Source organism: Pseudomonas sp. NPDC099000 (assembly GCF_044759925.1).
Taxonomy (GTDB): Bacteria; Pseudomonadota; Gammaproteobacteria; order Pseudomonadales; family Pseudomonadaceae; genus Aquipseudomonas.
Genome location: NZ_JBIWAF010000040.1, coordinates 17,926 through 38,981, shown reverse-complemented (window position 1 = coordinate 38,981; position 21,056 = coordinate 17,926). Strand labels below are relative to the sequence as shown.

Here is a 21,056-nt window from a genome sequence, read left to right as displayed (position 1 = left end):
ACGCCAAAAGAATAGCAAAGGCGACCCGCCTTGAACATCTAAACTGTTTAAATATTTTCCCCGCTCGCCGTCCGGCGACACTTCTTTGCGCGCGCTGGCCAGCCATGGGCCACCAGCGCCGCCCGATAGTAGCCCCCAAAGCGGTCCCCGATCAAAGGTTTCAGGCTTATGACCAGCCGACAGCCGGTCACCTACGGCGGCGGCGCCTGCTGCTGACTGGCCCTCACCACTTCCCGCACGTAACCCTGACACGCCGCCAGGGCGATCAATCCGCGATCGCCGGCGTCGGTGATGCCGATAATTCGTTGAGCATGCGTGGGGTCAAGTTCGGCTCTTGTGCCTCCATGAACCACGCCGCCGGCGCCGGCAGGGGTTGGCATGCCGTCACCACCAAACCCGGGGCCGGTGGCGAGTAGGACTGACAGCCGGACATTAGCAGTGGCAAGGCGATCAGACAGGCGGTGCTGAGCGTTCTTTGCATCAGACAGTTCCTTGTAATGGGTTTCATCGTTGACCTTCAGGCGGCCCTCCAGGGCGGCGCGCTTGCCCTGCTCGATCGCCAGCACGGCCAGCGCCGCGTCGGCGCGCGCCTGGGCCGCCTCGGCGGACTCACGGCCCCGATCGGCGAGCGTCTTGCCATACCGCCAGTCCTGCACCGTCCACGCCGCACCGGCAGCAGCGCCGGCGATCGACAGCAGCACCAGGGCGATCGCCCAGGGGCGCAGCGCCGGCGGAATCAGGTCGATCAGAGACATAACGCCCCCTTGGCCACGGCCCACAGCGCGCACCGATCGGCCTCGCCGTTGTTGCCGCCGTTGATCACCCGCGTGATGCGATCGAACTGGCCGCCATCGGCCAGCTCATTCAAACCGCGATCCCACCAATACCAAGCGGCCGACAACGCGGCGAACTCCGGTTGCTCCAGCAGCTCGGGCTGTTCCAGCAGCGGCAGCCCCAGGGCCTTGCCGCACAGGCGGTACATGTCCCGGCCGGTGATGCCGATCGCGCCCCGGGCGCGGTAGCGGTAGCCGTCGCCCGAGGCCTCGGGGCCGTTGCCCATGCGATCGGCGTAGACGCGGTTGGCCAGCTTTTCCGAGTTGCGCAAGTAGGCCTTGGCGTCCTCGACCTCGGACGGCTCGACCCGACCGTTACGGTTGAGGTCAAAGCCATACTTGAACAATTGCGCGACACGCTCGGCGTCCTTGTAATACAGGCTTTCCGACAACTTGGTCAGGTGCGCGGATTCATGGCCGACCTGCGCCAGAAACGCCGCCTGACGCACCGGCGAGCCGACGTCAAAGCGCGCCATGGCACGGTTAAGGGCCGGCACAAAAACGCCCGCGACGGGGCGGGCGTTCGGCAGGATGCGCAACAACTGCGCTTGAGTAAGCGGCATACAAAAACTCCAGACATAAAAAAACCGCACGCGGCGGCCGGGGGTGCGCAGGTGCGCGTTACAGGGTCACGACTTTGAGCGGCTTGGTTTCCTTCTTCTTTTTCTTACCCTTGGCGCTGGCCTTGCCCGTCTTGCCACCGTTGCATTCGACGGTGGTCGACCAGCCGGCTTGGGTAAAAACCTGCTCGACGGAGTCGGCCAAGTATTCGCCATCGAGGCCGACCTTGAAGCCCTGGGCGATGATTGAGCGTTCGGCAAACAGATCCGTGCGCCCCTCCATCTCAAAACGCACGCCGGCGCTCGATCGGTTGAACGCGGCCAAGCGCGCCTTGGCGGCGGATTCAGCGGCGGTTTTGTTGGGGTAGATATGCCGATCGGTATGCACCGCCGGCAGTCCGGCCGGCAGGTCGTCATTGTCCAGGGACACCACCACCAGCTTTCCGGTTTTCTTGTCCTGATGCTTGGCGCCGACCGACTTGTGCGTGTTGCGATCCTCTAGATTGAACTGCCAGCGGCTCACGTCGCGGCGCGTCAGGGTGATCGCGCCGAAGGCCTTGCCGCTGGCGGTCTGCCCGCCTTGACGCGGCATCACCATCAGTTTTCCGTCCGCGACCTTGGCCGTGCAGTCGTATTGCTTAGCCAGGCGCGTGACGAAATGAAAGTCGGACTCGTTGAGCTGGTCCGCCCGGGCGACCTTGGTCGACACCGGACACGCCGGCGCCCAACCGTTACGCGCGGCGATATCGCCGACGACCTTCGACAGCGGCACGTCCTCCCAGCTCCCACTGCGGACAGTCTTGCCACTGCCGCGCATGTCGCTGGCCTTGCCCTTGATCACGATCGTATCCGGCGGCCCGGACACCGTCACCGAATCGACCACGTAGCGGCCCAGGCGGGCCAGCCCCGTCTCGGCATAGCCCAGGTAGACCTCGATCCCGATGCCGCGCCGGGGAAGCGTCACCAGCCCGTCACGGTCATCAATGCGCAGCTCGAAGGTGTCCGACTCCATACCGGGCTTGTCGGTGGTGCTGAGCTGAATCAGCCGATCGTTGATCAGGCCGGTGATATCGGCGCCATCGGCCACGATGCGAAACATGGGGGTCATGGATTTTTTCCAAAAGAAAACCCGCACAAGGCGGGCTTAGGGTGAGAGTGGCGCGTTACGCGTAACGAGCGGATTCGCCAGCAGGCGCTCCGGACGGCGTCAGTCCCACAGGGTGACTTGCTCTTGGGCGGGGGCCGCCAGATCCGGCAGCACGATCACCACGCCGTCGCGGTACGGCTGGGGCTCATCGGCCAAGCCCTGATTGACATCAAGGACCGCCTCCACGCTGCCGTTGAGGTGGCCATAGAAGTTATGACAGATGGTGTCCAGCAGATCCCCGTCAGACGTTCTGCATGTCGTCGCCATAGCGCACAAACTCCAGAGTGAACCCTTGTTTACGCGGGATGCCGCCTTGCATCAGCGAGCTTTGTTCTTCGTCGACGCTTTTTAGGCACCAGGTGCCCAGCACGTCGCCATAACCCGTGGTCAGCGTCAGCGGCTTAAGCTGGGCGCCGAGTGCGCGCAGCGTGTCGAGCTGCTTAAGGCCACCCTTGAAGCCGGGAAAAATCGCGCCCTTGAGCGTGATCTTTTCCTCCCCGATGCCCACGCCTTGCTGCGCCGGCCGACGCGACAGGCGCTCCTGGGAGGCCCAGCGGAATTCGGTCGAGCGCCGCAACTCGTCAAAGGCCGCCGTGTCGAGGTTGAAGAAATACGGCTGCGCCTTGGGGTCTTGCGGCTGGATGATCAGCAGGTGCGGAAACGGCTTAACCGCCTCCGGCGCCGGCGTCTGATCCGTGGCAAAGGCCCCCGTGGGCACGATGTTGGCCAGTGACGGACTGACCTTGCCGGCGATCTTGTTGATTGCCGTCGCCGCCTTGCCCGCCTGTTCCTTCAGCACGCCCAGGCGCTCGTCAATTTGCGACAGCGCCCGGGTGGCCGTGCCGTACATGGCCACCACTTGCCCGACCTTGGCCTGAGCCGCATTCACCCCGCGCATGACGCGCTGAAGCTTGGCCCCGACCGCTGGCCCGACAAAGGGCAAGCCCTCCAGCTCGGACGCCGCGCCGGTGATTTCCCCGATCGCGCCATTCACCGGCCCCAACATGCCGTCCAGGCTGCGCCGCCCGGTTTCCCCGGCCGAAGCCAGAAACTTCAGCCCCGACTGTAACCGCTGCAATGAAGTCTTTTCCTGATCAGACATACGCCCTCCTGATTAAACGTGCGGCGCGTCATGGAGCTGGGCGCTCCCCATTTGCTTGGCCATGTCGCGATAGTGCTGATCGAGCAACGGCTTGAGCTGGCCATAGAGTTGCGCCGCGTCCTTGACGTCGCCGTTGACCGTCAGTGAAAACGGCGCCTGAATCGCCACGTTGGACTCGACTTTGGGCGCCTCCGCTTTCGCCGCCATCGGCTTGACCAAGGCCCCCACTGCCGCGTCGGCGCTGGCCGGTGGCAGCATCATGGCTTTGGCCGCCTCCCCGGGTTGCGGCGCCGGATCTTCCAGGCCCGAACGAATGACTTTCGGTCGACGCAACTCCGAACCCGGAAAGCGCACCTTGTTGGCAAAGTGCGGCATCAGCATGGCGTCTTTCGAGTTGAGGTCGCGCGGGTCATACGACACCGGCGGCGGCGCGGCGGCGGTCGTCGCGGCGACACCCGCCCCCGGGCCGGCGCCGGGCTTGGCCAGCATCAGCGGCCCGGTGGTCGACGGGGCGAACGACTGGGCAATGCCGCCCAGCACCGGCGGGATGTCCTTGCCGGCATTGGCCATCATCAGCGGCCCGGCGGCCGGCAGGCGCTTCAGCTCGTCGGGCGTACCAAACGCCGCCTTACCCAGCGCACCGCCCAGGGCGTCACCGCCCTGACTGCCGAGATAGCCGCCAATCAAACCACCGACGAAAGTGCCAATCACCGGCAGCACCATCGTACCGAGCGCCGCCCCAGCGGCCGCCCCGGTCAGCGTACCCGCCAAACCACCAGCGGCCGCGCCGTAACCTTCGGCCTTTTCGTCCTGCGTCACCGCGTTGTCGTAGGTGTCCTTGGCTTTCAAACCGGCCTCAACGACCGCAAAGATGGCCGGACCCTTGACCCCCGAGGCCACGGTTCGACCGACGCCACTCACCGCCCGACCGACCGAACCGGCAGCGCCGGCCGTGCTGGCCGCCTTGGCCGTGTTTGCGGCGGTCGAGGCGACACTGGCCAACTTGCCGCCCTTACCACCCCGGCCGCCTTTCCTGCCCTTCTTGTCGCGCTTGCCGTCGTCGTCCAGATCGCCGGCATCCAGACCGCCACCCCCGCCACCACCGCCCACCACAATGACTTTCTGCGGGATGTTCGGGTTACCCATCAGCGAACCGCGACCGATATTGAGCAAGCCCTTGGCGATCTTGAAGGTACTCATGGCGCTCTGAAAGGCGATCACCGCCGCCACCGCCGCGCCGATGCCGGTCACCAGCTTGGGCGATTCGTCCGACAGCTTGCTCAGCCCTTGGGTGACGTAGGTCAGCCCGTCCGCCACGGCATCCGTGACCGGGCGAAACGCGTCGCCGATCGCGCGCATGGCGTCATCAGCGCCCTGGGCCATTTCCGACCACTTCTGCGCCGAAGATTGCCGGCGCTCCTCCAGGTTCTTGTCCAAGATCCCGGTGGCGTTGGCCGAGTCCTTTTTCAGACTGGCGTACAGCTCCTTGTTTTGCATGAACGCCGTCAGGGCGCCCTTGACCTGCATGTCAGCGAACAGATCGCCGGTGCGCAAGGCTTGTTCCAGGGACGCGATCATGGCCTTAGCCTTTTCCGGATCGGCCTCCTTGCTGATCTTGGCCGTGGCTTCGGCCATGGCGGCGGCCTTCTTCGGATCGGTCGCCGCGATGTACTTTTGCGCCAGTTCAAAGCTGGATTCCAGAGTGGATTTACCATTCTGCAGCCCGGTGTTCATCGACGCCTGATAATCGATCCCGGCCTTTTTGTAAGCGTCGACCGTGTCACCCGAACCGATCTTTTCCATCCAGTTCTTGAGGTTGTTGGCCGCCTCATCGGATCCGCCGGCAGTCTTCATCTGCACCTGAAGCATGGCGCCCAGTTGCGACACCGAGTCCATGCCGGTGATGCCCAACTTGCCCATCCCCGCCAGCAACTCGGGAAACCAACGCGCCATGTCGGCCGCCTCGAAACTGCCCGCCTGCCCTTGGTAGGCGATCGCCTCCAGGGCCTTTTGCATCATGGCCGGGTCGGTGATCTTGGCGTTTTGCCCCAGGGCGTTGATCATGCGCGCCGTTTCGCCACCGTCGGAGCCCTGCCCCACGGCGAACTTGGCGGCGGTCGGGGCGTATTGCAGCGCCTTGTCCAGCTCCATGCCGGCGCCCACCAGGGCGTTGACCACCTCGGCCACCTGATTGCGCGCCATGCCCGTGTCCCGCGACGTGTCGACGATCTTTCTCGACAGCTGCGCTTCTTCGGGTTTGTTGGCAATGTTGGACTTGATCGCGATGTCCCGAATGATCGCGCCATAGTCCGCGCTGACCTTGGTCGGGATCGCCATCGCCGCCGTGGCGGCCACTGCTTGGCCGACACTGCTTTTGAGTTTCTGCTTGCCTTCGTCTAGTTGCTGGTGACCTTTGGCCTTCAGCTCGGCCTTGTTCGCCGCCTGCCCCATGGCCGCATAGGCCTTGGTCAGATTGCGCACTTCTACGCCTTCTTTCTTCAGGCTGTTCAGGTTGCTTTCGAGTTGCTTTTGCAACGCCGAGGCGCCCTTCTCGCCGGCCATGTGCGCCCGGCGCCATTCGTCGCGCAGGCGCATGGTGTCGCCAATGGTCTTTTCCAGCACCCGGGCTTTTTTGCCTTCCGTCTCCAGGCGCTTGATGCGACTGGTGACGTCCTTGAACGCCGAGCCCACCGTGGAGCTGACTGCCCCGCCAATGACCAGACCGAGCGCGAGTTTGTTCGCCATGTGCGTGCCCTATACGTCGGGGAGTTCAAAGGCGGCTCAATCCGTGAGCCACCACAGCATCTGATCGAAGGGCAGGCCCTCAATCTCGGCCGCCGAGAACCCTGTCTCTTTGGCCAAGCGTTGAGCCGTGCCCTGGAGCGTGACGGCGTTAAACGTCGTCTTCGTCGACCAGGCGAAAATAGCCCGCCGAAAGGCGCATGTAGTCCTTGTATTTCAAGGTCAACAGCTCCGCCTCAGACAGTCCGGTCAAGCTGCTGAACAACGACAGCTCCTGTTTTTCATAGTCGCCATTACCGGCGACCTTGGACGCGCGCCAGTCCTTGACGCTGGGCGCGCGCATGGTCAGCGCGTCCGTGAGGACGTCACTGATCAGGGTTGGGTATTTGAGCGTTACGGTCACGCCCTCGGCGCTCACCTTCAGCCACGTCGGCAAGGTCGGCTCGGTGGTGTCTTGGCTTACTTGAGTCATGTTCTTTTAGTCCTTAGAGGCCGAGGGCCGAGCGTTCTGCGGCCAGTTGATCGACACCGTCGACCACCTGAATCATGTTGATCGGGTCGATTTCGTACATCACGCGACCGTCGATTTCGAGCTTGTAATAAACGGCCTTGATCGCGTGCTTGATCTCCGCCTTATCGCCCGGCTTCCAGTCGCCCATATCGACCTCTTTGATGCCGCCGCGCAGGGTGACCACGACCGGCGTCACCACGCCTTTCAGGCCCCGGAAGGCGCCACGGAAAACGATGGTGCAGGCGGTCTGATCGGCCAGACCGAAGTACTTCAGCGACTCGCGGCGCACGCCGTTGGTGGTAAATGCCGCCTCGAGCTTTTCCAGGCCCATGGCCATTTCGATCGGGGCGGACATGCCGCCGCCCTGATAGTCGTCGGTCTTTTGCGTCAGCTTGGGCAGCGACAGGGTTGGCACGTCGCCGGCGAAACTCACACCGTCGACAAAGGCGTTCATGTTGGAGAGAACTTGAGGAATCATTGAGCGGCCCCCTTAGGCGGTTTCAAGAACTTCGGTCAACCATTCGTTGGTGACTTCAATGAGGAAATTCGGGTTTTCGGCCGGCGGCACATCGGTGAAACGGATGCGCCAGTAAATTTTGCCCTGCTCGATTTGGCTGGCCGTGTTTCGTTCCGTGTCCGCGTAGACCTCGAAATTGATAATCGCGCCGGCGTTCTTCTGGTCGCGCATAAACGCCTGAAGGCCTTCGGTCACGTCCTGCACGTAGGTCTTGGTGATCGATCGGTCGACCGCCCATTTGTGCCCGGCCTGGATCGCGTCCATCAGGATGTCGCAGGTCCGCACCCGGGTAACGAACGCCCATTTCGGATCGCTGGACAACGTGCGGTTGCCCCACAGGCGATAACCGCCGTCACGGAGAATCGTCGAGATGTTCGCGTTATTCAGCAGGTTGGCCCGGCACGTTTCGTCGCCGTCCAGATACTCGATCGGGCGCGTGGTGCCGGTGATGCCAACAAACTCTTTGTTCGACGGCGACGCCCAGTAGCCGTAATTGGCATCGGTCCAGGCAAACAGCCCCGCGACCCACGCCGAGCCCGGCGCGTCGACCGTTTCACTGGCGACGGTATCCCAGTACTTCACGCCGGGGTCGACCAGATAAATGCGCTTGCTGCCGAACTCCAGGGCGTAAGCCATGGCCGCCTCATCGGTGGTATTCGGACCGTCGATGATGGCGATCGCACGCAACTTGCCGGCCAGGGCGTCCATGGCCGTGGCCACCGCTTGGGTCGACGAATGCCCCGGGGCGATCAACAGCTTGGGCTGGGCGTTGTGCTTGCTCTTGCCGTCCAGCAGCGCTTGCAGGCCGGTACGCTGTCCGGAGGCAAGAACGCCACCGATGATGGCGGAGGTTTGCAGCGCCGCGTCAGCGAGCTTAGGCACGCCGATGGCGACGATTACCGCCTTGGCCCGCACGTAGATCGCTTGGGCGGCCTTGGTGATCGCCGAGTCAGGACCGAACGCGGCAATGGCTTCGCGCTCGGACGTGAGCAACACCAGCTCGCCAGCCAGCGCCGTACCGCCGCCAAGGACGCCCGGGGTGAAGGTGTCGCACAGGCCGATGATCGACGACGACGGCAGCGAAATGGTGCGCGCGCCGGTGTCGATCAACGAGGTGGTGACGCCGTGAAAGAAACTCATAAGGCTTACTCTCCAGAAACGAAAAAGCCCCGCATGAGCGAGGCTGTCAGGGATGGTCGTGTTACGCGTAACGGAAAAGAAAACGCCCCGTCAGTGCGGGGCGTTTACTGGGACTGTTCGGCGATCCAATCCGGTGCCGTGGGTCGGTGCTGACTATCAGGAAAATCGGGCGACTGAGGCCAATCGCGCAGCTCCTGCATGTACACCAGCAGCGCGTTGAATTGCTCGGTTGTGAGCGTGGTCGGCCCTGCGATTTCCAACTGATCGCGGTGACGCTCGCGCAGCCACAGCACACCCGCCAACTCGCCGTCGCGCCATTCGCGCTCCTGTGCCGCCGGATCCTGCACCGCCTCCGGCGCGTCGACCAGATAGGGGCGGCCTTCCTCATCGTGCGCCCGAACCTTGCCGAACGCCGGATTGCAAATGACCGACAGAAACAACGCTTCGGAGATTTCGACGACATCCTTTGGCATCGAAGGGTTGAGGCCTAACAGATAGGTACATCCTGTGGTTGGGCTGTAAAAACGTTTCATGTAAACCTCAACGCCCAATGGCGTAAATTTTACGCATCACCCACCCGGTAATATGGGCAAAGGTACTGGAGGTGACATTGGCCGCCGTGACGCCATCGATACGGACGCTGGCATAGCCGTTGCCGCTAGGGGACTGACCCGTCCCACCGAGTGCAAACCAGCACGCATTCGGGAACTCCATCGGCCAAGGCGCGGTCACGGTTTCGGCAAAGTTTTGCGCGATTTGCCCGGTATTCGTGGATATCCACTGAATGACCACGCCGCCCATCCATGTTGGAAAAACAATATTTCCAGAGGCCCCCCAACTGACCGAAAACCCGAAACGCAATTTCTTCGGGGATACGATCGTCGTGTCATCAGTACCGGCGTTAACCTGCGCCTGACTAGCGATTTTGGCCGTACCCTGATTATTTTCCGTGGCTTGCGCCGCCAACGCGACCAGCGCGGCAATGTCGATATTTCCCTGATTTATCGGCGCATTCCAGGCCTTCAGGCACCACATGACCGCGAGACTGCGCGGCCGCGTTTCTGAGCCGCCTCGATTACCAGTCGTAGCCATCTGCAAGGTTTCGCCAGAGTACGAAGGCGGCGCCGTCGACGATGTCCCGTGGTACGCCTGGATATTCGGGAATTCATTACTTTGAAACCCGGGCCGACCGTTCCCCGGCGGGTGATTGTGCGACTTGAATTCATCAGCCTGGTATGTACCGATGTCACGGCCAATATCTACCCCGCGCCCATGATCCCAACCACGCAAAAACTCGCCGCGCGATTCAGGAAGGCGAAAATTGCCCGCCCCTTCGTTGCCCAGGTTGAAGGCCGTACCCAGGAACGACGCCAGATCGGGATAAGCCGCAATGCTTTTCACACTGCCGTCAATTTCCAGAAACCCGGGAGGAAGCTTGTTCAACGGAAACGCCACCATCGTGCCGACCGGCAGCGCCGAAGCCTGGGCAATCATCGACTCGATTTGCGGCTTGGTATAGGTGTCCGTGATGCCCATTCCCGCCAACGTAGACGGGTTATCACCCGACACCACCACGCCACGATTATTGACCTTCACCCGGGTGAACTCACCGGCCGTTTTATTCGCCGGCAACACCTCCAGAATCGCCGCGTCGACGTAGGATCGTGAGGCCAGCACCACCGCCGGATCGATCTTGAGCGTGATGTTGCCGGAGTTGTTGACGATGAAATTCATCCGCACCACTTGCGTGCGGCCGGAGCCCTGCGACAACAACGGTTTATAGCTCGGCGCACAGTTGGCCACCGCCACCAGATCGCCGGCCTCGTCGTACAGGCCGATTTCGCGAATCCAGCGCCCGCCCTCATCGGCCGGAATAATCTGCTCGGCGATGATGATTGCCGGGTCTACCGCGTCGACCTTGAGCTGATTCAGCGGCCGGCGGCGCCATTCGTTGATCAGCCGGGTTTGCGTCGCCGTGGGGATCGGGTCGGTCAGGTTGGCATCACCCACGCCCATATCGGTGATCTTCCAGGGAATGCCGAGCGCGTCGGCGTTCGCCTGTTTGGCCAGCCCTACGTTGGTAAGGATGGCGAAAAACTGCGAATTCGCATCAGTCATGGTAAACGTCCAGGGTGTCTATGGAGTGTTCGCGGCCGATCACGGCAAAGCGGCCCGTGACCTCGATGTCACGCATCACCGGCGGATACACGTCGATTTCGTCGCCTTCGTAGAGGCAAGCGACAATGTTTAAATGGCCTTTGGTTTCGAGGCTGATCGCCAGCCCCGTGAGTTGCCGCGTGACGGGCTTGGCGTCGTCAATCAGGCGCTCTAGCTCCTGATACATTTCCTCGGTGATGCCGGTATCCAGCACGCCGACCTTCAGCGCAAAGGTTCCCGGCGGCCCCTCCGGCACCGTGTTGAACCACTCGATAATCTCGATCAGATAGCCCAGGGGCTCGACCACCCGGCGCAATGCACCGATGGTTCCCTTGTGGGCATGAATGTAATAAGACGCCTTGATGGCCGCGCGCTTGGTCGCTTCCGACCACCGATAGTCCCAGCGATCCACCGACCACGCCCATGCCAAATGCGGCAGCAGATGGACCGGGCAGGTGTCGGGGTTATACAGGGTGCGCAGCGGGACGATGGTCCGCTCATAAAACGCCCACTCCAGGGCGCGCTCCAGTTGCGTGCTATTGCTCGGCAGCAGACTTTTCATATTGCCCCCGCCAGCTTCACCTCGTAATCGACGCACCACGCCGCCTGAGCCTTGGTCGGAGCCAAGTCAACCCAGCCGACCAGCTCGACCCGAGCCACGCCAGCAACGTGCAATTGCGCGTCCACCGCCGACCGCGCGACCTCGACCCCTAAGCGTTTGCGCGGATTGATCCACGCCGCCAAGCGCTTTTTGGCTTCGGCCAAACTGGCGTCCCCCTCAGGCCCGGCGCCGGTCATGTGCAGAATGGCGTCAACGCGATACTCGATAATCTCCGCGCTTTGCACCGTCACCCGATCGCACACCGGCCGCACGTCGTCGTCATTCAGGGCGGCCCTGACCGTGTCCAACAGCGCGGGACTGGCCTCGCCGCGCCCTTCAGAACCCAACACCGTTACCGTAACGTAGCAAGGCGCCGGGCTTTCGGCCGTAGCATCCGCCACCAGCCCCGAGGCGTTGCGCGCGTGCAGGATGTAGCTGTTACGCGGCCCCGCCGTGGTCAGTCCCTCAAAAGCCAACTGGATGCGCTCGCGAAACGGGTCGTCCAGCTCCTTGACCTCGGGCACCGGTGGCACTGCCACCAGATCCGCCGCCTGAATCACCAGGCGTTTCAGGTTGTAGTTCGCGCCCAACTGATCAAGGTCAGGTCCGATCGCATGGGCCAGCAACAGCGCCTTGCCGGCATCGTTGACCCGGGCGCGGTTACCGACCTTCAGATAGGCCGCCACCTCCAGCAACTTCACCACCGGATCACTCTCCAGCGGCGCGCTCCAGTTGTCGCCCATGTAGCCGCGAAAGGTGGTCAGCGCTTCGTCGTAAGTGTCTTCGAAGTCCAACCCTTCCAACACGTCCGGCGCCGGCAACGCCGACAGATCCACGATGCTCATACGCTCACCTCAAACAGAAAACGGTCGCCGAGGTATTCGCCGGCAAGACTTAGCTGGACCTTGCCGGCCAGCACCGAAAGGATGCGGATGCGCTCCAGCTTGACGCGCGGCTCCCAGCGGCCGATCGCACGGACCGCCTCGGCTTGAACCGAACTTTTCCAGCCTTCGTTAACCGGCATGTCGACGTATGAGGGCACCTTGCTGCCGTACTCCGGCCGATGCCGGCGACTGCCCAGCCGCGTGCCCAAGATGTCAGCGATGCTCTGGCGCAGATGCTCGATGCCGGAGATGGGTTGGCCGGTGTGGCGATCCATTCCGATCATCTAAATCACCCCATCGGTTCGAATTCTTCGTGGGCTTTCAGGTAGCTGACAGCCTGCTCATCGGACACGGACACCTCGACACAACCCTTGGCGACCGCAAGCGTGCGGCCCGCCCCGGGAATGATCAGGGTGCGCGACGTGAACACGGTGTCGCGAAACTTCAACAGCAGATCCGCCGCCGGCGACTGATCGACGGCGGGCTTTTCGGTGGTCTTGGCCATGTTTTCTCCAGGCATGAAAAAGCCCGCACGCGGCGGGCTGGAATGGATGATTAATTAGTGCGTGTGATGGTTGCTGTTACCCGTGGCGTCGATGATCGAGGCGTCACTGGCGATGTTCTGCGTTACGTGTAACGGACCGTCGATGGCCACCGCGCCGACCAACTTTATGGCCGCTGATTTGACCGTCGCCGAACTCGGCGTCAATGCCACCTCGGTGCCGCCGACCTTGGCCGTCACGGCGTTATCCGTAACGACCACCTCGGTGCTGCCGACTTTGATCGTCACCGTCCCGGTCGGCAGGGTGATGGTGTAGGTCAGGGCCTCCCAGTCGTAGACCAGTGAGCCGCCATCGTCGAAACGCCAGACTTCCACATGATCGCGGTTATCCGGCGGCGCGCCGGAATTGCCGTACAGCCCCGGGATAAAGGTGCCCATGCCAGCCTGACCACTGGGGTTAAACAACACCCCCTGCTCGCCAAGGCTCGGCGCTCGCCAGTGCCGCGCTTTACCAGCCGCAAGACTGTGCCAACGCACCCAGGCGCTCGTCCACTCGCCATTCGACACCCGCACCATGGCCGCCGGCAGATCCACCCCGACCACCGCGCACGGCATTAGCATGGCCGCAATCATGCGGTCATGCTCACCTTCCGCGTAACTCACAGGTCCTCCGGACTAACCGGGCCATCACCCGGCTCAACGTTGAACACCAATGACCCCGGCGGTTCGTCTGGCCACAGCCATTCCAGCTCACCGACCTCAAAGGCCTGCGTCCACTGGATCGACCACATGACGAACTGTTCAAGCTCCTGCGTCGGGGCTTCTGGCTGCGCGTGAACGTTCTCCGGCACACCGGTGACAAACTCCACGTCCCAGGTCTGGTTATGCAGGACCACCGCCACCTGAGCGGCCAGAATGGCCGCCTGTAGCGACGCCTTGTCGCGCGTCGCCTCGATCAGAATGCAGGACTGAAAACGACCGATCAGCGCCGTTTTACCCTCCCCGCGATCGATGCCCGGCGACAGGTCGGTAAGGCCGTACAGCAGCGCCGGAATTTTTACCTCAACGCCCAGCTCAGGGAATTCCTCGACGTGCAGCAAGGCCGGCATCCGCTCGCGCAGCGTGCGGGTGATGGCCTCATGTAATGTCGTCAGTTCGCTCATTGTTCACACTCAGCACCACGTCAACCATGCCAGCGCCGTCAGGCTTGAAGCGAACGACCTTATATTGGCCGCCGCCGTCCTCTGTCGACAACTGGACGGTTAGAACGTCGTCCTTCTTGACACCGATCATGTCGACCACCCGCACGGTAAAGGTCGGCTCCAACACCGCGTCGGCATTGATAGTCGCGCCTAGCTTCACCGACCCCCCTCGAGCGCCGCCGATTTCGGCACCGACAAAGGGGGACGCGAAGGCCCCAAACACCGGGCGCCCGTCCGCCAGCGTGACCTCATCACCCAAGCGACTGACCAACACGGCGTCCATGCGGCCAGCCACCGCGCGAAAGCGCCCGGCATCCATTACTGAACCAACAACGCGGACGCGAAACCACCGACCGCATCACTGGTCAACTTGCCAAACGGCACCGCGTCCGGCGTCGCCGGCGCCACCAGAACACCGGCCAGCAGGCTGACTTTCTGGCCTTGCTTCAGCGCCCCTTCGACCGCCAAACGCCACTCGCCATGCGTGACGCCCGTCAGGGGGGTGCCCTTGGGGCCGCCGGACAGTGGCACCACTACCAGATCATTGAGAGCCAGCGGCTGACCCGACACAGCGCCACCAGTCGGCGCTACAAAGCTGATCGTCTTACCTTCACCTACGTGATTCGTGGCCATGGCCATTTTCTCCTGTGCAAAAACAACAAACCCCGCACAAGGCGGGGCTCTGAGGACATCGGCGGATTAAGCGCCAGTGGATTTATTCAGGCCGCGACGATCGAGCGGCGCCACGCCGGCATCGATCCGCACCTTGCTGACCACACCGTCAACGCTGAAGCCTTGGGTTTGCTCGATGTACGGTTGCTCCACGCCGTCCAGATAGGCCACTTCGATGGTGTCGGTGCCTTGCTTGGCGGCCAGATACCAGGCTGTCGACGACGCATCGTCCAGCCGCGGCTCGGCGATCACTTCGGCAAAGTTGCGAATCGGGTTGTCGATGCCGGCATTGCTGGTAGCACCCGGCACCGAGGCCGAACGAATCAATTGATTGGCCTTGTCTTCCAGGCAGACCGGCACCAACACAAACGCCGGGCGAATGTTCATGGTGCGCGCCTTGACGCCTTCAGCGGCCGCCGACTTTTGCAGCGCCATCGCGGTCTTGGCCGCGCTGAGCGCTTCGATCGACATCGCCGAGCCGGCACCGGTGAACAGGTTTTTCAGGGTCGCGTCAAACAGCGCCTTGGTGTCGCTCAGCTTCGGTGCGGTGGTCAGCACGTCGTAGACCAGATCGCCGATGGTGGCACGCGCGGCCAGCCCCATGTTGTAAGGCACGGTACTGAGCTGATCGAGGTCGTCGTTGATGATCGCCTGACGGGTGATGCCGAACAGCTCACCATAGCTGGCCAAGCGGATCGTCTCGCCACGGTCGCCGGTGGTGATGTACTTGTATTCAGCACCCGGGCGCACTTCGCGCAGACTGCCGAAGGCCCCCAAGCCCACCCGCTTGACCGTTTTAAAGTCGCTGAGGCGGCCTTTCTTGGTCCATTTGTCGAAGGTTTCCGGCGCTTCGTCCCAGCCCTGCAACACCGACTTGCCGGCGACATCCAGCAGGATGTTGCCGAAGTCGCTGGAGTCGTGAGTAAACGACAGGCCGACCATCTGCATGGGCGCCAGAGTCGCCACCAAAATGCCGCGATCTTGCAACGAGGCGCGGGCCAGCTCGCGCAGGCTCATATGGTTATAGGCGTTGTCCTGTTGCACCTCGGCCTGACCGACACGACTGGCCAGCGAAGCGCGCACCGAATCACCCACCAGATTACCGTTGGAGATATGGCCGTGGATGATTTGCGAACCGGTCGGGGTGGTGCTTGTGCCCAGAGCTGCCAGCAACTGCGCGTTCGCCGCCTCGATCGTGCAGTTCACGTCGTTGAGGCAGGTGTCTTTCAAGGTCGCGTGAGCCGCCGCGAAGGGCGCGCTAAAAGCGGCATTGATGGCGGCGCGGCGGGTAGCGTCGTCGGCCAAGGCCTGGGCGCGAATCTGATCAGGCGACAGATTCACCGGCGCGGGTGTATTGACCGGCGGGACGATTACGGTCGGCAGAGTTACCGAGGCGCGCGGCGTCAACAGATTTTTAAAAGCTTCTGGCATGTTAGTGAACTCCTGCATGCGTTGCGATTTGATGTGCCCGAAGGCCTTTAATGGCTCAAGGATTTTGTCTGCGAAGCCGGCCTCTACCGCCTCGCTGCCGAACATCCACGTTTCAGCGTCAAGCAAGGCGTGGATTTCCTCGGCGGTCTTGCCGGTCTTGGCGACATACGCCTGGACCAGCGAGCCCTCGACCTGATCGAGTAACTCGGCGTAACGCCGCATGTCCTCGGCATCACCGCCCTGAATCCCCCAGGGCTTGTGGATCATGATCGCGGCGTTTTCCGGGATATTGACCGTGTTGGCCGCCATCAGGATTACGCTGCCCATGGACGCCGCCAGCGCCCCCACCGTCCCGTCAATGTTGGCCGGGTGATGTTTGAGCATGTTGTAAATGGCGATCCCCTCGAACACTTCACCGCCCGGGGAATTCACGTACATGTTGATTTGTGACACGTCACCGAGGGCCTTGAGGTCTTTGGCGAATTGCTTGGCCGTGATGCCCCAGGCGCCGATTTCCCCCTCAATGCGCAGCTCGCCGATCTTCGCCGACAGCGCGCGCATCGTGTACCAGCTTTCGCCGGCCTCAGTCGCCGCTGTGATCGAGGCCCTTGGCCGCATCAGCGGCATCTTTTGCTGTTTGTTCATTGGTCTGATTTTTCCCATAGAACTGGTGATAGGCGTCGGAGCTGAACACCAGCCCTTTTGCCCGGTTGGTTTTAATCTCCGCTTCACGCGAGCGCTTGAGTTCTTGCGGGTTGCGCTGACGCGCCCGGGCCACTTCGGCCTCATCCGCAAAGCCCGCCTTGGTCAAGATTTCCCAGGCATTCGCCTCATGCACCGGGTTGATCCACGGCATCACCGGACCTTGATAAATCGCGCCGTAGACGGTGCGCGGGTCGACGTCAGGCGGCACCTTGATCACGCCGCTGATAATCGCCATGCGCAGCCAGTCGCGATAAACGCGCCGGCACCAGTAGTCGATAAAGTCGTGTTGCAACTGGTCGTAACCCAACTGGGCCTCGACCAACTCCTGACGCTGTGACGAATAACTGCCGTCATAGCTGCGCGACAGGCTGGAGTAGCCGACCCGCGTGCCCGAGGCGACCGCCTTCAGTTGGCCGTTACGGAAACCCTCAAGGAAGGGGTTAGGCCGATCGCTTTTGATCATGCCGACCTCTTCACCCGGTAACAGGGTGTCGATCACCATCCCCGGCGCCATCTGGAACGTGCGCTGTGTCGCGTCCTTCGGCGCCACGTAGTCGTCAGGCGCGCCCTTCTTTATGTACATGGCCAGCGCCGCACTGATCCGCGCCGCGACCCGCTCGCTTTCTTCGTAATCCTTGATGTCCGCCAGCCGGGTGATCACCGCGTGCAGCAGCGGCTGGCCACGGTTCTGACCAATGCGCTTGCGATAAGCGACGTGAATCATCTGTTCGACCGGCACCCGTTTGGTGTCCAGCGACAGGCTGTAGCCCATCGAATCGCCGGGGTGTCGCTTCAGCAGGTGAAAGGCCCGCACGCGACGCCACGCGTTGCGCTCGACCCCCTGGACGATGCCCTGGGCTTCGTCGTTCTTCTCCCAGGGCAGATAATCCGGCTCCAGCAGCTCCAGCGAATACGGCACCGGGTGCAGGTGCTGATAACCGGCAACATTGCCCATCACCTCCTGAGCCAGCGCCTCGCCATCGCGCAACCAGGTGCGACACACCAGACGTTCCATTTGCGGCCGGGACAGCTCCCCGGAGGTTTCCGGGGCCAGCGACCACTCGGCCCAATGCCCCTTAATCTCGGCGGCAAAATCCAGATGCACCGCGCCGGTGTAATCCAGCGGGATCGGCTCGACGGAAATACCCGGGCCACCCACCACCCGTTCTTCCAGCCGGTCAAACAGCCCGGTGACAATGTCGTGGTTCTGATCCAGGGCCCGGCACTGATCGCGCATGGACTTGGCGGCATGCTGCAGCGACTTGTTAGCGCTGCGCGTTTCACGCTTGGCCTTGTGCGTGCGACTGGGCTCAGCCGCCTCAAACGCCTGAATCACATGCCGGGCTTTCAGGCGCTCCATCACCATGTGCGGGAAAAACGGCGCCAGCGCCTTATCGAGAACGTTCACGGAAACACCGCCAAGGCATGACCCGGGCGCCCCGCCGCTGCCGCTTCCTGAGACGCCACACGGCGCTCCCAAAACAGCCGGCCCTTCTGGATATCGGCAAGGTCTGACATGACCATTTTTCGGCCGTTGAACATCGTTTCTTTGCCATCGAGAACGGCGATTTCGGCCGCCATGTAACGCTCGACCATGTCCTGAGCGGTGATTGCTACAGCCATGCGCCTTGTCCTGTATTGACCCAAGCGCCGCCCTCGTCAGACGACGATGGGGGCGGCGGGGGTGGGGGTGGTAGTTCGGGCGTTACGGGTAACGCGTCCGGCTCATCCGGTGATTCCTCAAGCGCTGGCCGAGACTCGACGACCGGCACATGCCAGACGCCGTTTGGCAATTGCTTCGCGAGCAAATCCAAATCCAGGCCGAAACGCGCCTGACTGATCCGCAACGCGGCCAAGGCATACACCAAGCAATCGAGTGCTTCGTTTCGACGGCCGCCAGCGTCCCAGCGCTGGACCCGCCGATGTTTGACGATCACCCACTTGCGCCGCTCAGCGGTTAGCTGTCGCAGCTCATCCTCGCCACACAATTCGTCATTGGCGGGCAAGTGAATGCAGCCAGGAACACGCACACCAGATACGTCGGGCTGAATAGTCAGACGGTTGTAGATCAGTTCTTTGGCGTTGTCCGTGCCGACCTCAACGAGGTAGATCCGGCCGCCCTTGACCTTGGTTTTCTTGCGTGGCCAAGTGGCAATGGGCTTGCCGTAGGTCGATGCACCAAACACGGGAACGATCCAGTTCACCCCATGCTTGATGCTTTCTTCCCGCACTTCGTCCGAGTAGTGCCCGCCTTGGTCCCAGCAGGCACGCTCCAGCGTCATGACCGTGCCATCGGCGCGGATGAAACGCTTTTTCAGCTCAAGGCCGACTTTCTTGCGCAGCTCGACGCTAGCGGGATCGCCCTGCAAGACAAACTTGTGGATTAACCAAGCTTCCTCTCCGGCGCCGAAGCCCCAAAAACGGCCCTCGTATCGGTCGTCTTGCGTGTCGACCCCGCCGAAAATAGCCACCACCCAGGGCGGCACCTCGGGGTAGACCTCACGCCGAAGCTGTAGCTGTTGCCACTCCAGTTGCTCGCCCTGGTCTTCTTCCCAGGCCTCGCCCAACGTGGTGTTGATAAACGTCTTGAGCTTGCCCCGATCTTTCTTGACCTTGACCCACTCACTGACGACTTCCGCCCAGGTCACAAACTCGGAATACACCGTCCAGATATGGAACGTCACCGAGCGCGGGGCCTGCATGGGCTTGTCGGCACTGGTGAACCACTCCATGCCGTCGCGCGTCCAGATCCCGGACCGTTCGCAGATGTAGCGGCCGCTCACCGAGGCGGCAATCATTTCGTGATATTCGAACGTGCAGCCGTTGCCGGACTCGCACGCATACCACGCCTTTTCGACCTGTTTTAGATCGTTCAACAGCCACTTGATACCAAACGGCGTATCGGGATCGCCCCACTTCAAATGCTGCTCAGCATCGCAATGAGGGCACTTGATGTTGAACCGCAACAGGTGCGGCGAGTCATCCGCCGCCCGCGTAATCTGGCAGCCTTCGCCGCTCGTTTCTTCCCCTTCAACCGCCGGAATGATGGTGGTCGGTGTCGAGCCACGAATGGACTTTTTGAACGTCGCCCCTTCCAGGCGCTTGTCGCCCAAGATGGTCGGGGCACCCTCGCCCTCGATGTCCGCGTCAAACTTCGACAGCTCGTCGTAAATCACTTCGTCCGGGCTTTTCTCGCGGTAGTTCTTCGCCGCTGTACCGCCCAAACACCACAGCATCTTGGCGTTATCGAAACGCTTTTCATCGAGCGTGTTATCTCGATGTTTCATGCCCAGCCAAGGCGCCAGCGCCTTCACCACCGGCACGTCGCGGATCATCGTTTCGATGTGCCGCTTCATCATGCCGTCCGCATCCCCGTCAGTCGGGCACCACGTCAGCACGTTGCGTTTCTTGTGCTGGATCTTGTAGCCCATGTTGGCTACCAGCATTTTCGTATAGCCGACCCGCGCCGATTTCAGCACGTTGACTTCACGGATCAGGTCGTTGCCCATCGCGTTCAGGATCGCGACTTGAAACGGGGCGGTGGTCCATTTGCCTTCTTGGTAAGAGGATTCGGACGACAGGTAAAAGTGTTTGTCTGCCCACTCCGTCGCGGTCAGCGGCGGTTCTTTGTACAGTCCCTCAAGCCCTTTACGGACACTTTCAATCAGCGCCCTCATCCAGGGAATCGACGAACTCATCAAGTAACTCCGGCAGTTTGTCCGCCAACTTGACGGCGTCGTTTCGCGCTATGGCGACCTCGCGCTGTACAGCCTCAAGGTGGCGCACTTCGATATCGGGGCATTTGCGTTTGACCTTGGCATGCACGGTGTCCAGCGTTGAGCCGAGCATGGCGCTCAACTTGCCCAGGGCGAACACGGCAAAATCGACCGGTACCAGCTTTTTGGCCTTGACCTGATTTCGCATCGCCTGCCCGTCTGCCTGCTCAGTCGTCAGGCGCAATTTCTGCTGTGCCTGCTTGTACTCAATGAGCGGATCCAGGGGATTGCCGTCATCGTCTACAGGTTGATCTTTCGCGCCTTGATGCTGGAGACGATTGGCCAACACTGATTTGGCGTCATAGAACGCCTCGCGGCCGATCCTTTGAACCGGCTCAACCTTCCATTTATCAAAGGCCTGCACGGAAATTCCGAGGCTCGCCGCCATGCGCGACTTGTTCAGCCACCCCGGCTGCTGAGCGATGGACTTCGTAGTCATGATCGAAACAACAACCTCGATTCAAAAATGGGTCATATGTAGCGAAGCAGCGGGGCCCGTATTACCCCCTATGGGGGTGGGGCCCAGAGGGACCCGCCCGATTTCCTGCCGGGCGCCCCTGTCAAGGCAAAACCG

Annotated in this window: 24 protein-coding genes; all 24 read right to left on the bottom strand. The window is 62.1% G+C overall.

Going from position 1 to position 21,056, the window contains the following annotated elements:
- Positions 1–191: 191 nt before the first annotated feature.
- Positions 192–755 (bottom strand): lysis protein, encoded by a 564-nt coding sequence (locus tag ACIQV9_RS27345; protein ID WP_403108054.1) that lies wholly within the window; start codon positions 753–755, stop codon positions 192–194.
- Positions 746–1,396, bottom strand: coding sequence for a glycoside hydrolase family 19 protein (locus ACIQV9_RS27340; RefSeq protein WP_403108051.1), 651 nt, complete (start codon positions 1,394–1,396; stop codon positions 746–748). Before ACIQV9_RS27340 ends, ACIQV9_RS27345 begins: the two co-directional genes overlap by 10 nt.
- A gap of 58 nt (positions 1,397–1,454) precedes the next feature.
- A complete protein-coding gene (locus tag ACIQV9_RS27335) occupies positions 1,455–2,501 on the bottom strand; it encodes a phage late control D family protein (protein ID WP_403108049.1) in 1,047 nt (348 codons plus the stop codon).
- A gap of 99 nt (positions 2,502–2,600) precedes the next feature.
- Entirely contained in the window at positions 2,601–2,807 is a 207-nt protein-coding gene (locus ACIQV9_RS27330) for a tail protein X (protein WP_403108046.1), read from the bottom strand.
- On the bottom strand, positions 2,782–3,642 hold the full coding sequence (locus ACIQV9_RS27325) for a phage tail protein (protein ID WP_403108044.1): 861 nt from the start codon (positions 3,640–3,642) through the stop codon (positions 2,782–2,784). Before ACIQV9_RS27325 ends, ACIQV9_RS27330 begins: the two co-directional genes overlap by 26 nt.
- A gap of 12 nt (positions 3,643–3,654) precedes the next feature.
- Positions 3,655–6,387 carry a phage tail tape measure protein gene (locus tag ACIQV9_RS27320; protein WP_403108042.1) on the bottom strand — a complete coding sequence of 911 codons (2,733 nt, stop codon included), beginning with the start codon at positions 6,385–6,387 and terminating at the stop codon, positions 3,655–3,657.
- Between the two features lie 148 nt (positions 6,388–6,535).
- Positions 6,536–6,856, bottom strand: a complete 321-nt coding sequence (locus ACIQV9_RS27315) for a phage tail assembly protein (protein WP_403108039.1) — start codon at positions 6,854–6,856, stop codon at positions 6,536–6,538.
- A 13-nt stretch (positions 6,857–6,869) separates the two neighbouring features.
- Complete coding sequence (locus ACIQV9_RS27310; RefSeq protein WP_221106765.1) at positions 6,870–7,373, bottom strand: phage major tail tube protein; 504 nt, start codon at positions 7,371–7,373, stop codon at positions 6,870–6,872.
- Between the two features lie 12 nt (positions 7,374–7,385).
- Positions 7,386–8,552 carry a phage tail sheath subtilisin-like domain-containing protein gene (locus ACIQV9_RS27305; RefSeq protein WP_403108037.1) on the bottom strand — a complete coding sequence of 389 codons (1,167 nt, stop codon included), beginning with the start codon at positions 8,550–8,552 and terminating at the stop codon, positions 7,386–7,388.
- Positions 8,553–8,656: 104 nt separating this feature from the next.
- On the bottom strand, positions 8,657–9,085 hold the full coding sequence (locus ACIQV9_RS27300) for a phage tail assembly chaperone (protein WP_403108035.1): 429 nt from the start codon (positions 9,083–9,085) through the stop codon (positions 8,657–8,659).
- A 7-nt stretch (positions 9,086–9,092) separates the two neighbouring features.
- On the bottom strand, positions 9,093–10,670 hold the full coding sequence (locus ACIQV9_RS27295) for a phage tail protein (protein WP_403108032.1): 1,578 nt from the start codon (positions 10,668–10,670) through the stop codon (positions 9,093–9,095).
- Positions 10,663–11,271 (bottom strand): phage tail protein I, encoded by a 609-nt coding sequence (locus ACIQV9_RS27290; RefSeq protein ID WP_403108029.1) that lies wholly within the window; start codon positions 11,269–11,271, stop codon positions 10,663–10,665. The genes ACIQV9_RS27295 and ACIQV9_RS27290 overlap by 8 nt, the downstream gene beginning before the upstream one ends.
- Positions 11,268–12,155, bottom strand: coding sequence for a baseplate J/gp47 family protein (locus tag ACIQV9_RS27285; RefSeq protein ID WP_403108026.1), 888 nt, complete (start codon positions 12,153–12,155; stop codon positions 11,268–11,270). The genes ACIQV9_RS27290 and ACIQV9_RS27285 overlap by 4 nt, the downstream gene beginning before the upstream one ends.
- Positions 12,152–12,478, bottom strand: a complete 327-nt coding sequence (locus ACIQV9_RS27280; RefSeq protein WP_403108023.1) for a GPW/gp25 family protein — start codon at positions 12,476–12,478, stop codon at positions 12,152–12,154. The genes ACIQV9_RS27285 and ACIQV9_RS27280 overlap by 4 nt, the downstream gene beginning before the upstream one ends.
- A gap of 5 nt (positions 12,479–12,483) precedes the next feature.
- Positions 12,484–12,699 (bottom strand): hypothetical protein, encoded by a 216-nt coding sequence (locus ACIQV9_RS27275; RefSeq protein WP_403108020.1) that lies wholly within the window; start codon positions 12,697–12,699, stop codon positions 12,484–12,486.
- A gap of 54 nt (positions 12,700–12,753) precedes the next feature.
- Positions 12,754–13,359 carry a phage baseplate assembly protein V gene (locus tag ACIQV9_RS27270; protein ID WP_403108018.1) on the bottom strand — a complete coding sequence of 202 codons (606 nt, stop codon included), beginning with the start codon at positions 13,357–13,359 and terminating at the stop codon, positions 12,754–12,756.
- Positions 13,356–13,859, bottom strand: coding sequence for a hypothetical protein (locus tag ACIQV9_RS27265; protein WP_403108015.1), 504 nt, complete (start codon positions 13,857–13,859; stop codon positions 13,356–13,358). Before ACIQV9_RS27265 ends, ACIQV9_RS27270 begins: the two co-directional genes overlap by 4 nt.
- Complete coding sequence (locus tag ACIQV9_RS27260) at positions 13,834–14,181, bottom strand: hypothetical protein (RefSeq protein ID WP_403108012.1); 348 nt, start codon at positions 14,179–14,181, stop codon at positions 13,834–13,836. The genes ACIQV9_RS27265 and ACIQV9_RS27260 overlap by 26 nt, the downstream gene beginning before the upstream one ends.
- A 35-nt stretch (positions 14,182–14,216) precedes the next feature.
- A complete protein-coding gene (locus tag ACIQV9_RS27255) occupies positions 14,217–14,531 on the bottom strand; it encodes a hypothetical protein (RefSeq protein ID WP_403108010.1) in 315 nt (104 codons plus the stop codon).
- A 66-nt stretch (positions 14,532–14,597) separates the two neighbouring features.
- Positions 14,598–16,646, bottom strand: a complete 2,049-nt coding sequence (locus tag ACIQV9_RS27250) for a ClpP-like prohead protease/major capsid protein fusion protein (RefSeq protein ID WP_403108007.1) — start codon at positions 16,644–16,646, stop codon at positions 14,598–14,600.
- The gene (locus ACIQV9_RS27245) at positions 16,585–18,114 is read right to left on the bottom strand and encodes a phage portal protein (RefSeq protein WP_403108004.1); all 1,530 of its coding nucleotides are present in this window, start codon (positions 18,112–18,114) and stop codon (positions 16,585–16,587) included. Before ACIQV9_RS27245 ends, ACIQV9_RS27250 begins: the two co-directional genes overlap by 62 nt.
- Complete coding sequence (locus ACIQV9_RS27240) at positions 18,111–18,329, bottom strand: primosomal replication protein PriB/PriC domain protein (protein WP_403108003.1); 219 nt, start codon at positions 18,327–18,329, stop codon at positions 18,111–18,113. Before ACIQV9_RS27240 ends, ACIQV9_RS27245 begins: the two co-directional genes overlap by 4 nt.
- Complete coding sequence (locus ACIQV9_RS27235; RefSeq protein WP_403108000.1) at positions 18,320–20,404, bottom strand: phage terminase large subunit family protein; 2,085 nt, start codon at positions 20,402–20,404, stop codon at positions 18,320–18,322. The genes ACIQV9_RS27240 and ACIQV9_RS27235 overlap by 10 nt, the downstream gene beginning before the upstream one ends.
- The gene (locus ACIQV9_RS27230; RefSeq protein ID WP_403107997.1) at positions 20,367–20,921 is read right to left on the bottom strand and encodes a terminase small subunit; all 555 of its coding nucleotides are present in this window, start codon (positions 20,919–20,921) and stop codon (positions 20,367–20,369) included. The genes ACIQV9_RS27235 and ACIQV9_RS27230 overlap by 38 nt, the downstream gene beginning before the upstream one ends.
- Between the last annotated feature and the right edge of the window lie 135 nt (positions 20,922–21,056).

What these genes read in the sequence shown, in the direction of transcription:
- ACIQV9_RS27280 (WP_403108023.1), bottom strand. Translation starts at nt 12,478, where the DNA reads ATGATCGGAATGGATCGCCACACCGGCCAACCCATCTCCGGCATCGAG.
- ACIQV9_RS27315 (WP_403108039.1), bottom strand. Translation starts at nt 6,856, where the DNA reads ATGACTCAAGTAAGCCAAGACACCACCGAGCCGACCTTGCCGACGTGG.
- ACIQV9_RS27340 (WP_403108051.1), bottom strand. Translation starts at nt 1,396, where the DNA reads ATGCCGCTTACTCAAGCGCAGTTGTTGCGCATCCTGCCGAACGCCCGC.
- ACIQV9_RS27250 (WP_403108007.1), bottom strand. Translation starts at nt 16,646, where the DNA reads ATGAACAAACAGCAAAAGATGCCGCTGATGCGGCCAAGGGCCTCGATC.
- ACIQV9_RS27305 (WP_403108037.1), bottom strand. Translation starts at nt 8,552, where the DNA reads ATGAGTTTCTTTCACGGCGTCACCACCTCGTTGATCGACACCGGCGCG.
- ACIQV9_RS27235 (WP_403108000.1), bottom strand. Translation starts at nt 20,404, where the DNA reads ATGAGTTCGTCGATTCCCTGGATGAGGGCGCTGATTGAAAGTGTCCGT.
- ACIQV9_RS27325 (WP_403108044.1), bottom strand. Translation starts at nt 3,642, where the DNA reads ATGTCTGATCAGGAAAAGACTTCATTGCAGCGGTTACAGTCGGGGCTG.
- ACIQV9_RS27240 (WP_403108003.1), bottom strand. Translation starts at nt 18,329, where the DNA reads ATGGCTGTAGCAATCACCGCTCAGGACATGGTCGAGCGTTACATGGCG.
- ACIQV9_RS27285 (WP_403108026.1), bottom strand. Translation starts at nt 12,155, where the DNA reads ATGAGCATCGTGGATCTGTCGGCGTTGCCGGCGCCGGACGTGTTGGAA.
- ACIQV9_RS27320 (WP_403108042.1), bottom strand. Translation starts at nt 6,387, where the DNA reads ATGGCGAACAAACTCGCGCTCGGTCTGGTCATTGGCGGGGCAGTCAGC.
- ACIQV9_RS27335 (WP_403108049.1), bottom strand. Translation starts at nt 2,501, where the DNA reads ATGACCCCCATGTTTCGCATCGTGGCCGATGGCGCCGATATCACCGGC.
- ACIQV9_RS27265 (WP_403108015.1), bottom strand. Translation starts at nt 13,859, where the DNA reads ATGAGCGAACTGACGACATTACATGAGGCCATCACCCGCACGCTGCGC.
- ACIQV9_RS27275 (WP_403108020.1), bottom strand. Translation starts at nt 12,699, where the DNA reads ATGGCCAAGACCACCGAAAAGCCCGCCGTCGATCAGTCGCCGGCGGCG.
- ACIQV9_RS27300 (WP_403108035.1), bottom strand. Translation starts at nt 9,085, where the DNA reads ATGAAACGTTTTTACAGCCCAACCACAGGATGTACCTATCTGTTAGGC.
- ACIQV9_RS27345 (WP_403108054.1), bottom strand. Translation starts at nt 755, where the DNA reads ATGTCTCTGATCGACCTGATTCCGCCGGCGCTGCGCCCCTGGGCGATC.
- ACIQV9_RS27290 (WP_403108029.1), bottom strand. Translation starts at nt 11,271, where the DNA reads ATGAAAAGTCTGCTGCCGAGCAATAGCACGCAACTGGAGCGCGCCCTG.
- ACIQV9_RS27255 (WP_403108010.1), bottom strand. Translation starts at nt 14,531, where the DNA reads ATGGCCACGAATCACGTAGGTGAAGGTAAGACGATCAGCTTTGTAGCG.
- ACIQV9_RS27295 (WP_403108032.1), bottom strand. Translation starts at nt 10,670, where the DNA reads ATGACTGATGCGAATTCGCAGTTTTTCGCCATCCTTACCAACGTAGGG.
- ACIQV9_RS27310 (WP_221106765.1), bottom strand. Translation starts at nt 7,373, where the DNA reads ATGATTCCTCAAGTTCTCTCCAACATGAACGCCTTTGTCGACGGTGTG.
- ACIQV9_RS27260 (WP_403108012.1), bottom strand. Translation starts at nt 14,181, where the DNA reads ATGGACGCCGTGTTGGTCAGTCGCTTGGGTGATGAGGTCACGCTGGCG.
- ACIQV9_RS27230 (WP_403107997.1), bottom strand. Translation starts at nt 20,921, where the DNA reads ATGACTACGAAGTCCATCGCTCAGCAGCCGGGGTGGCTGAACAAGTCG.
- ACIQV9_RS27330 (WP_403108046.1), bottom strand. Translation starts at nt 2,807, where the DNA reads ATGGCGACGACATGCAGAACGTCTGACGGGGATCTGCTGGACACCATC.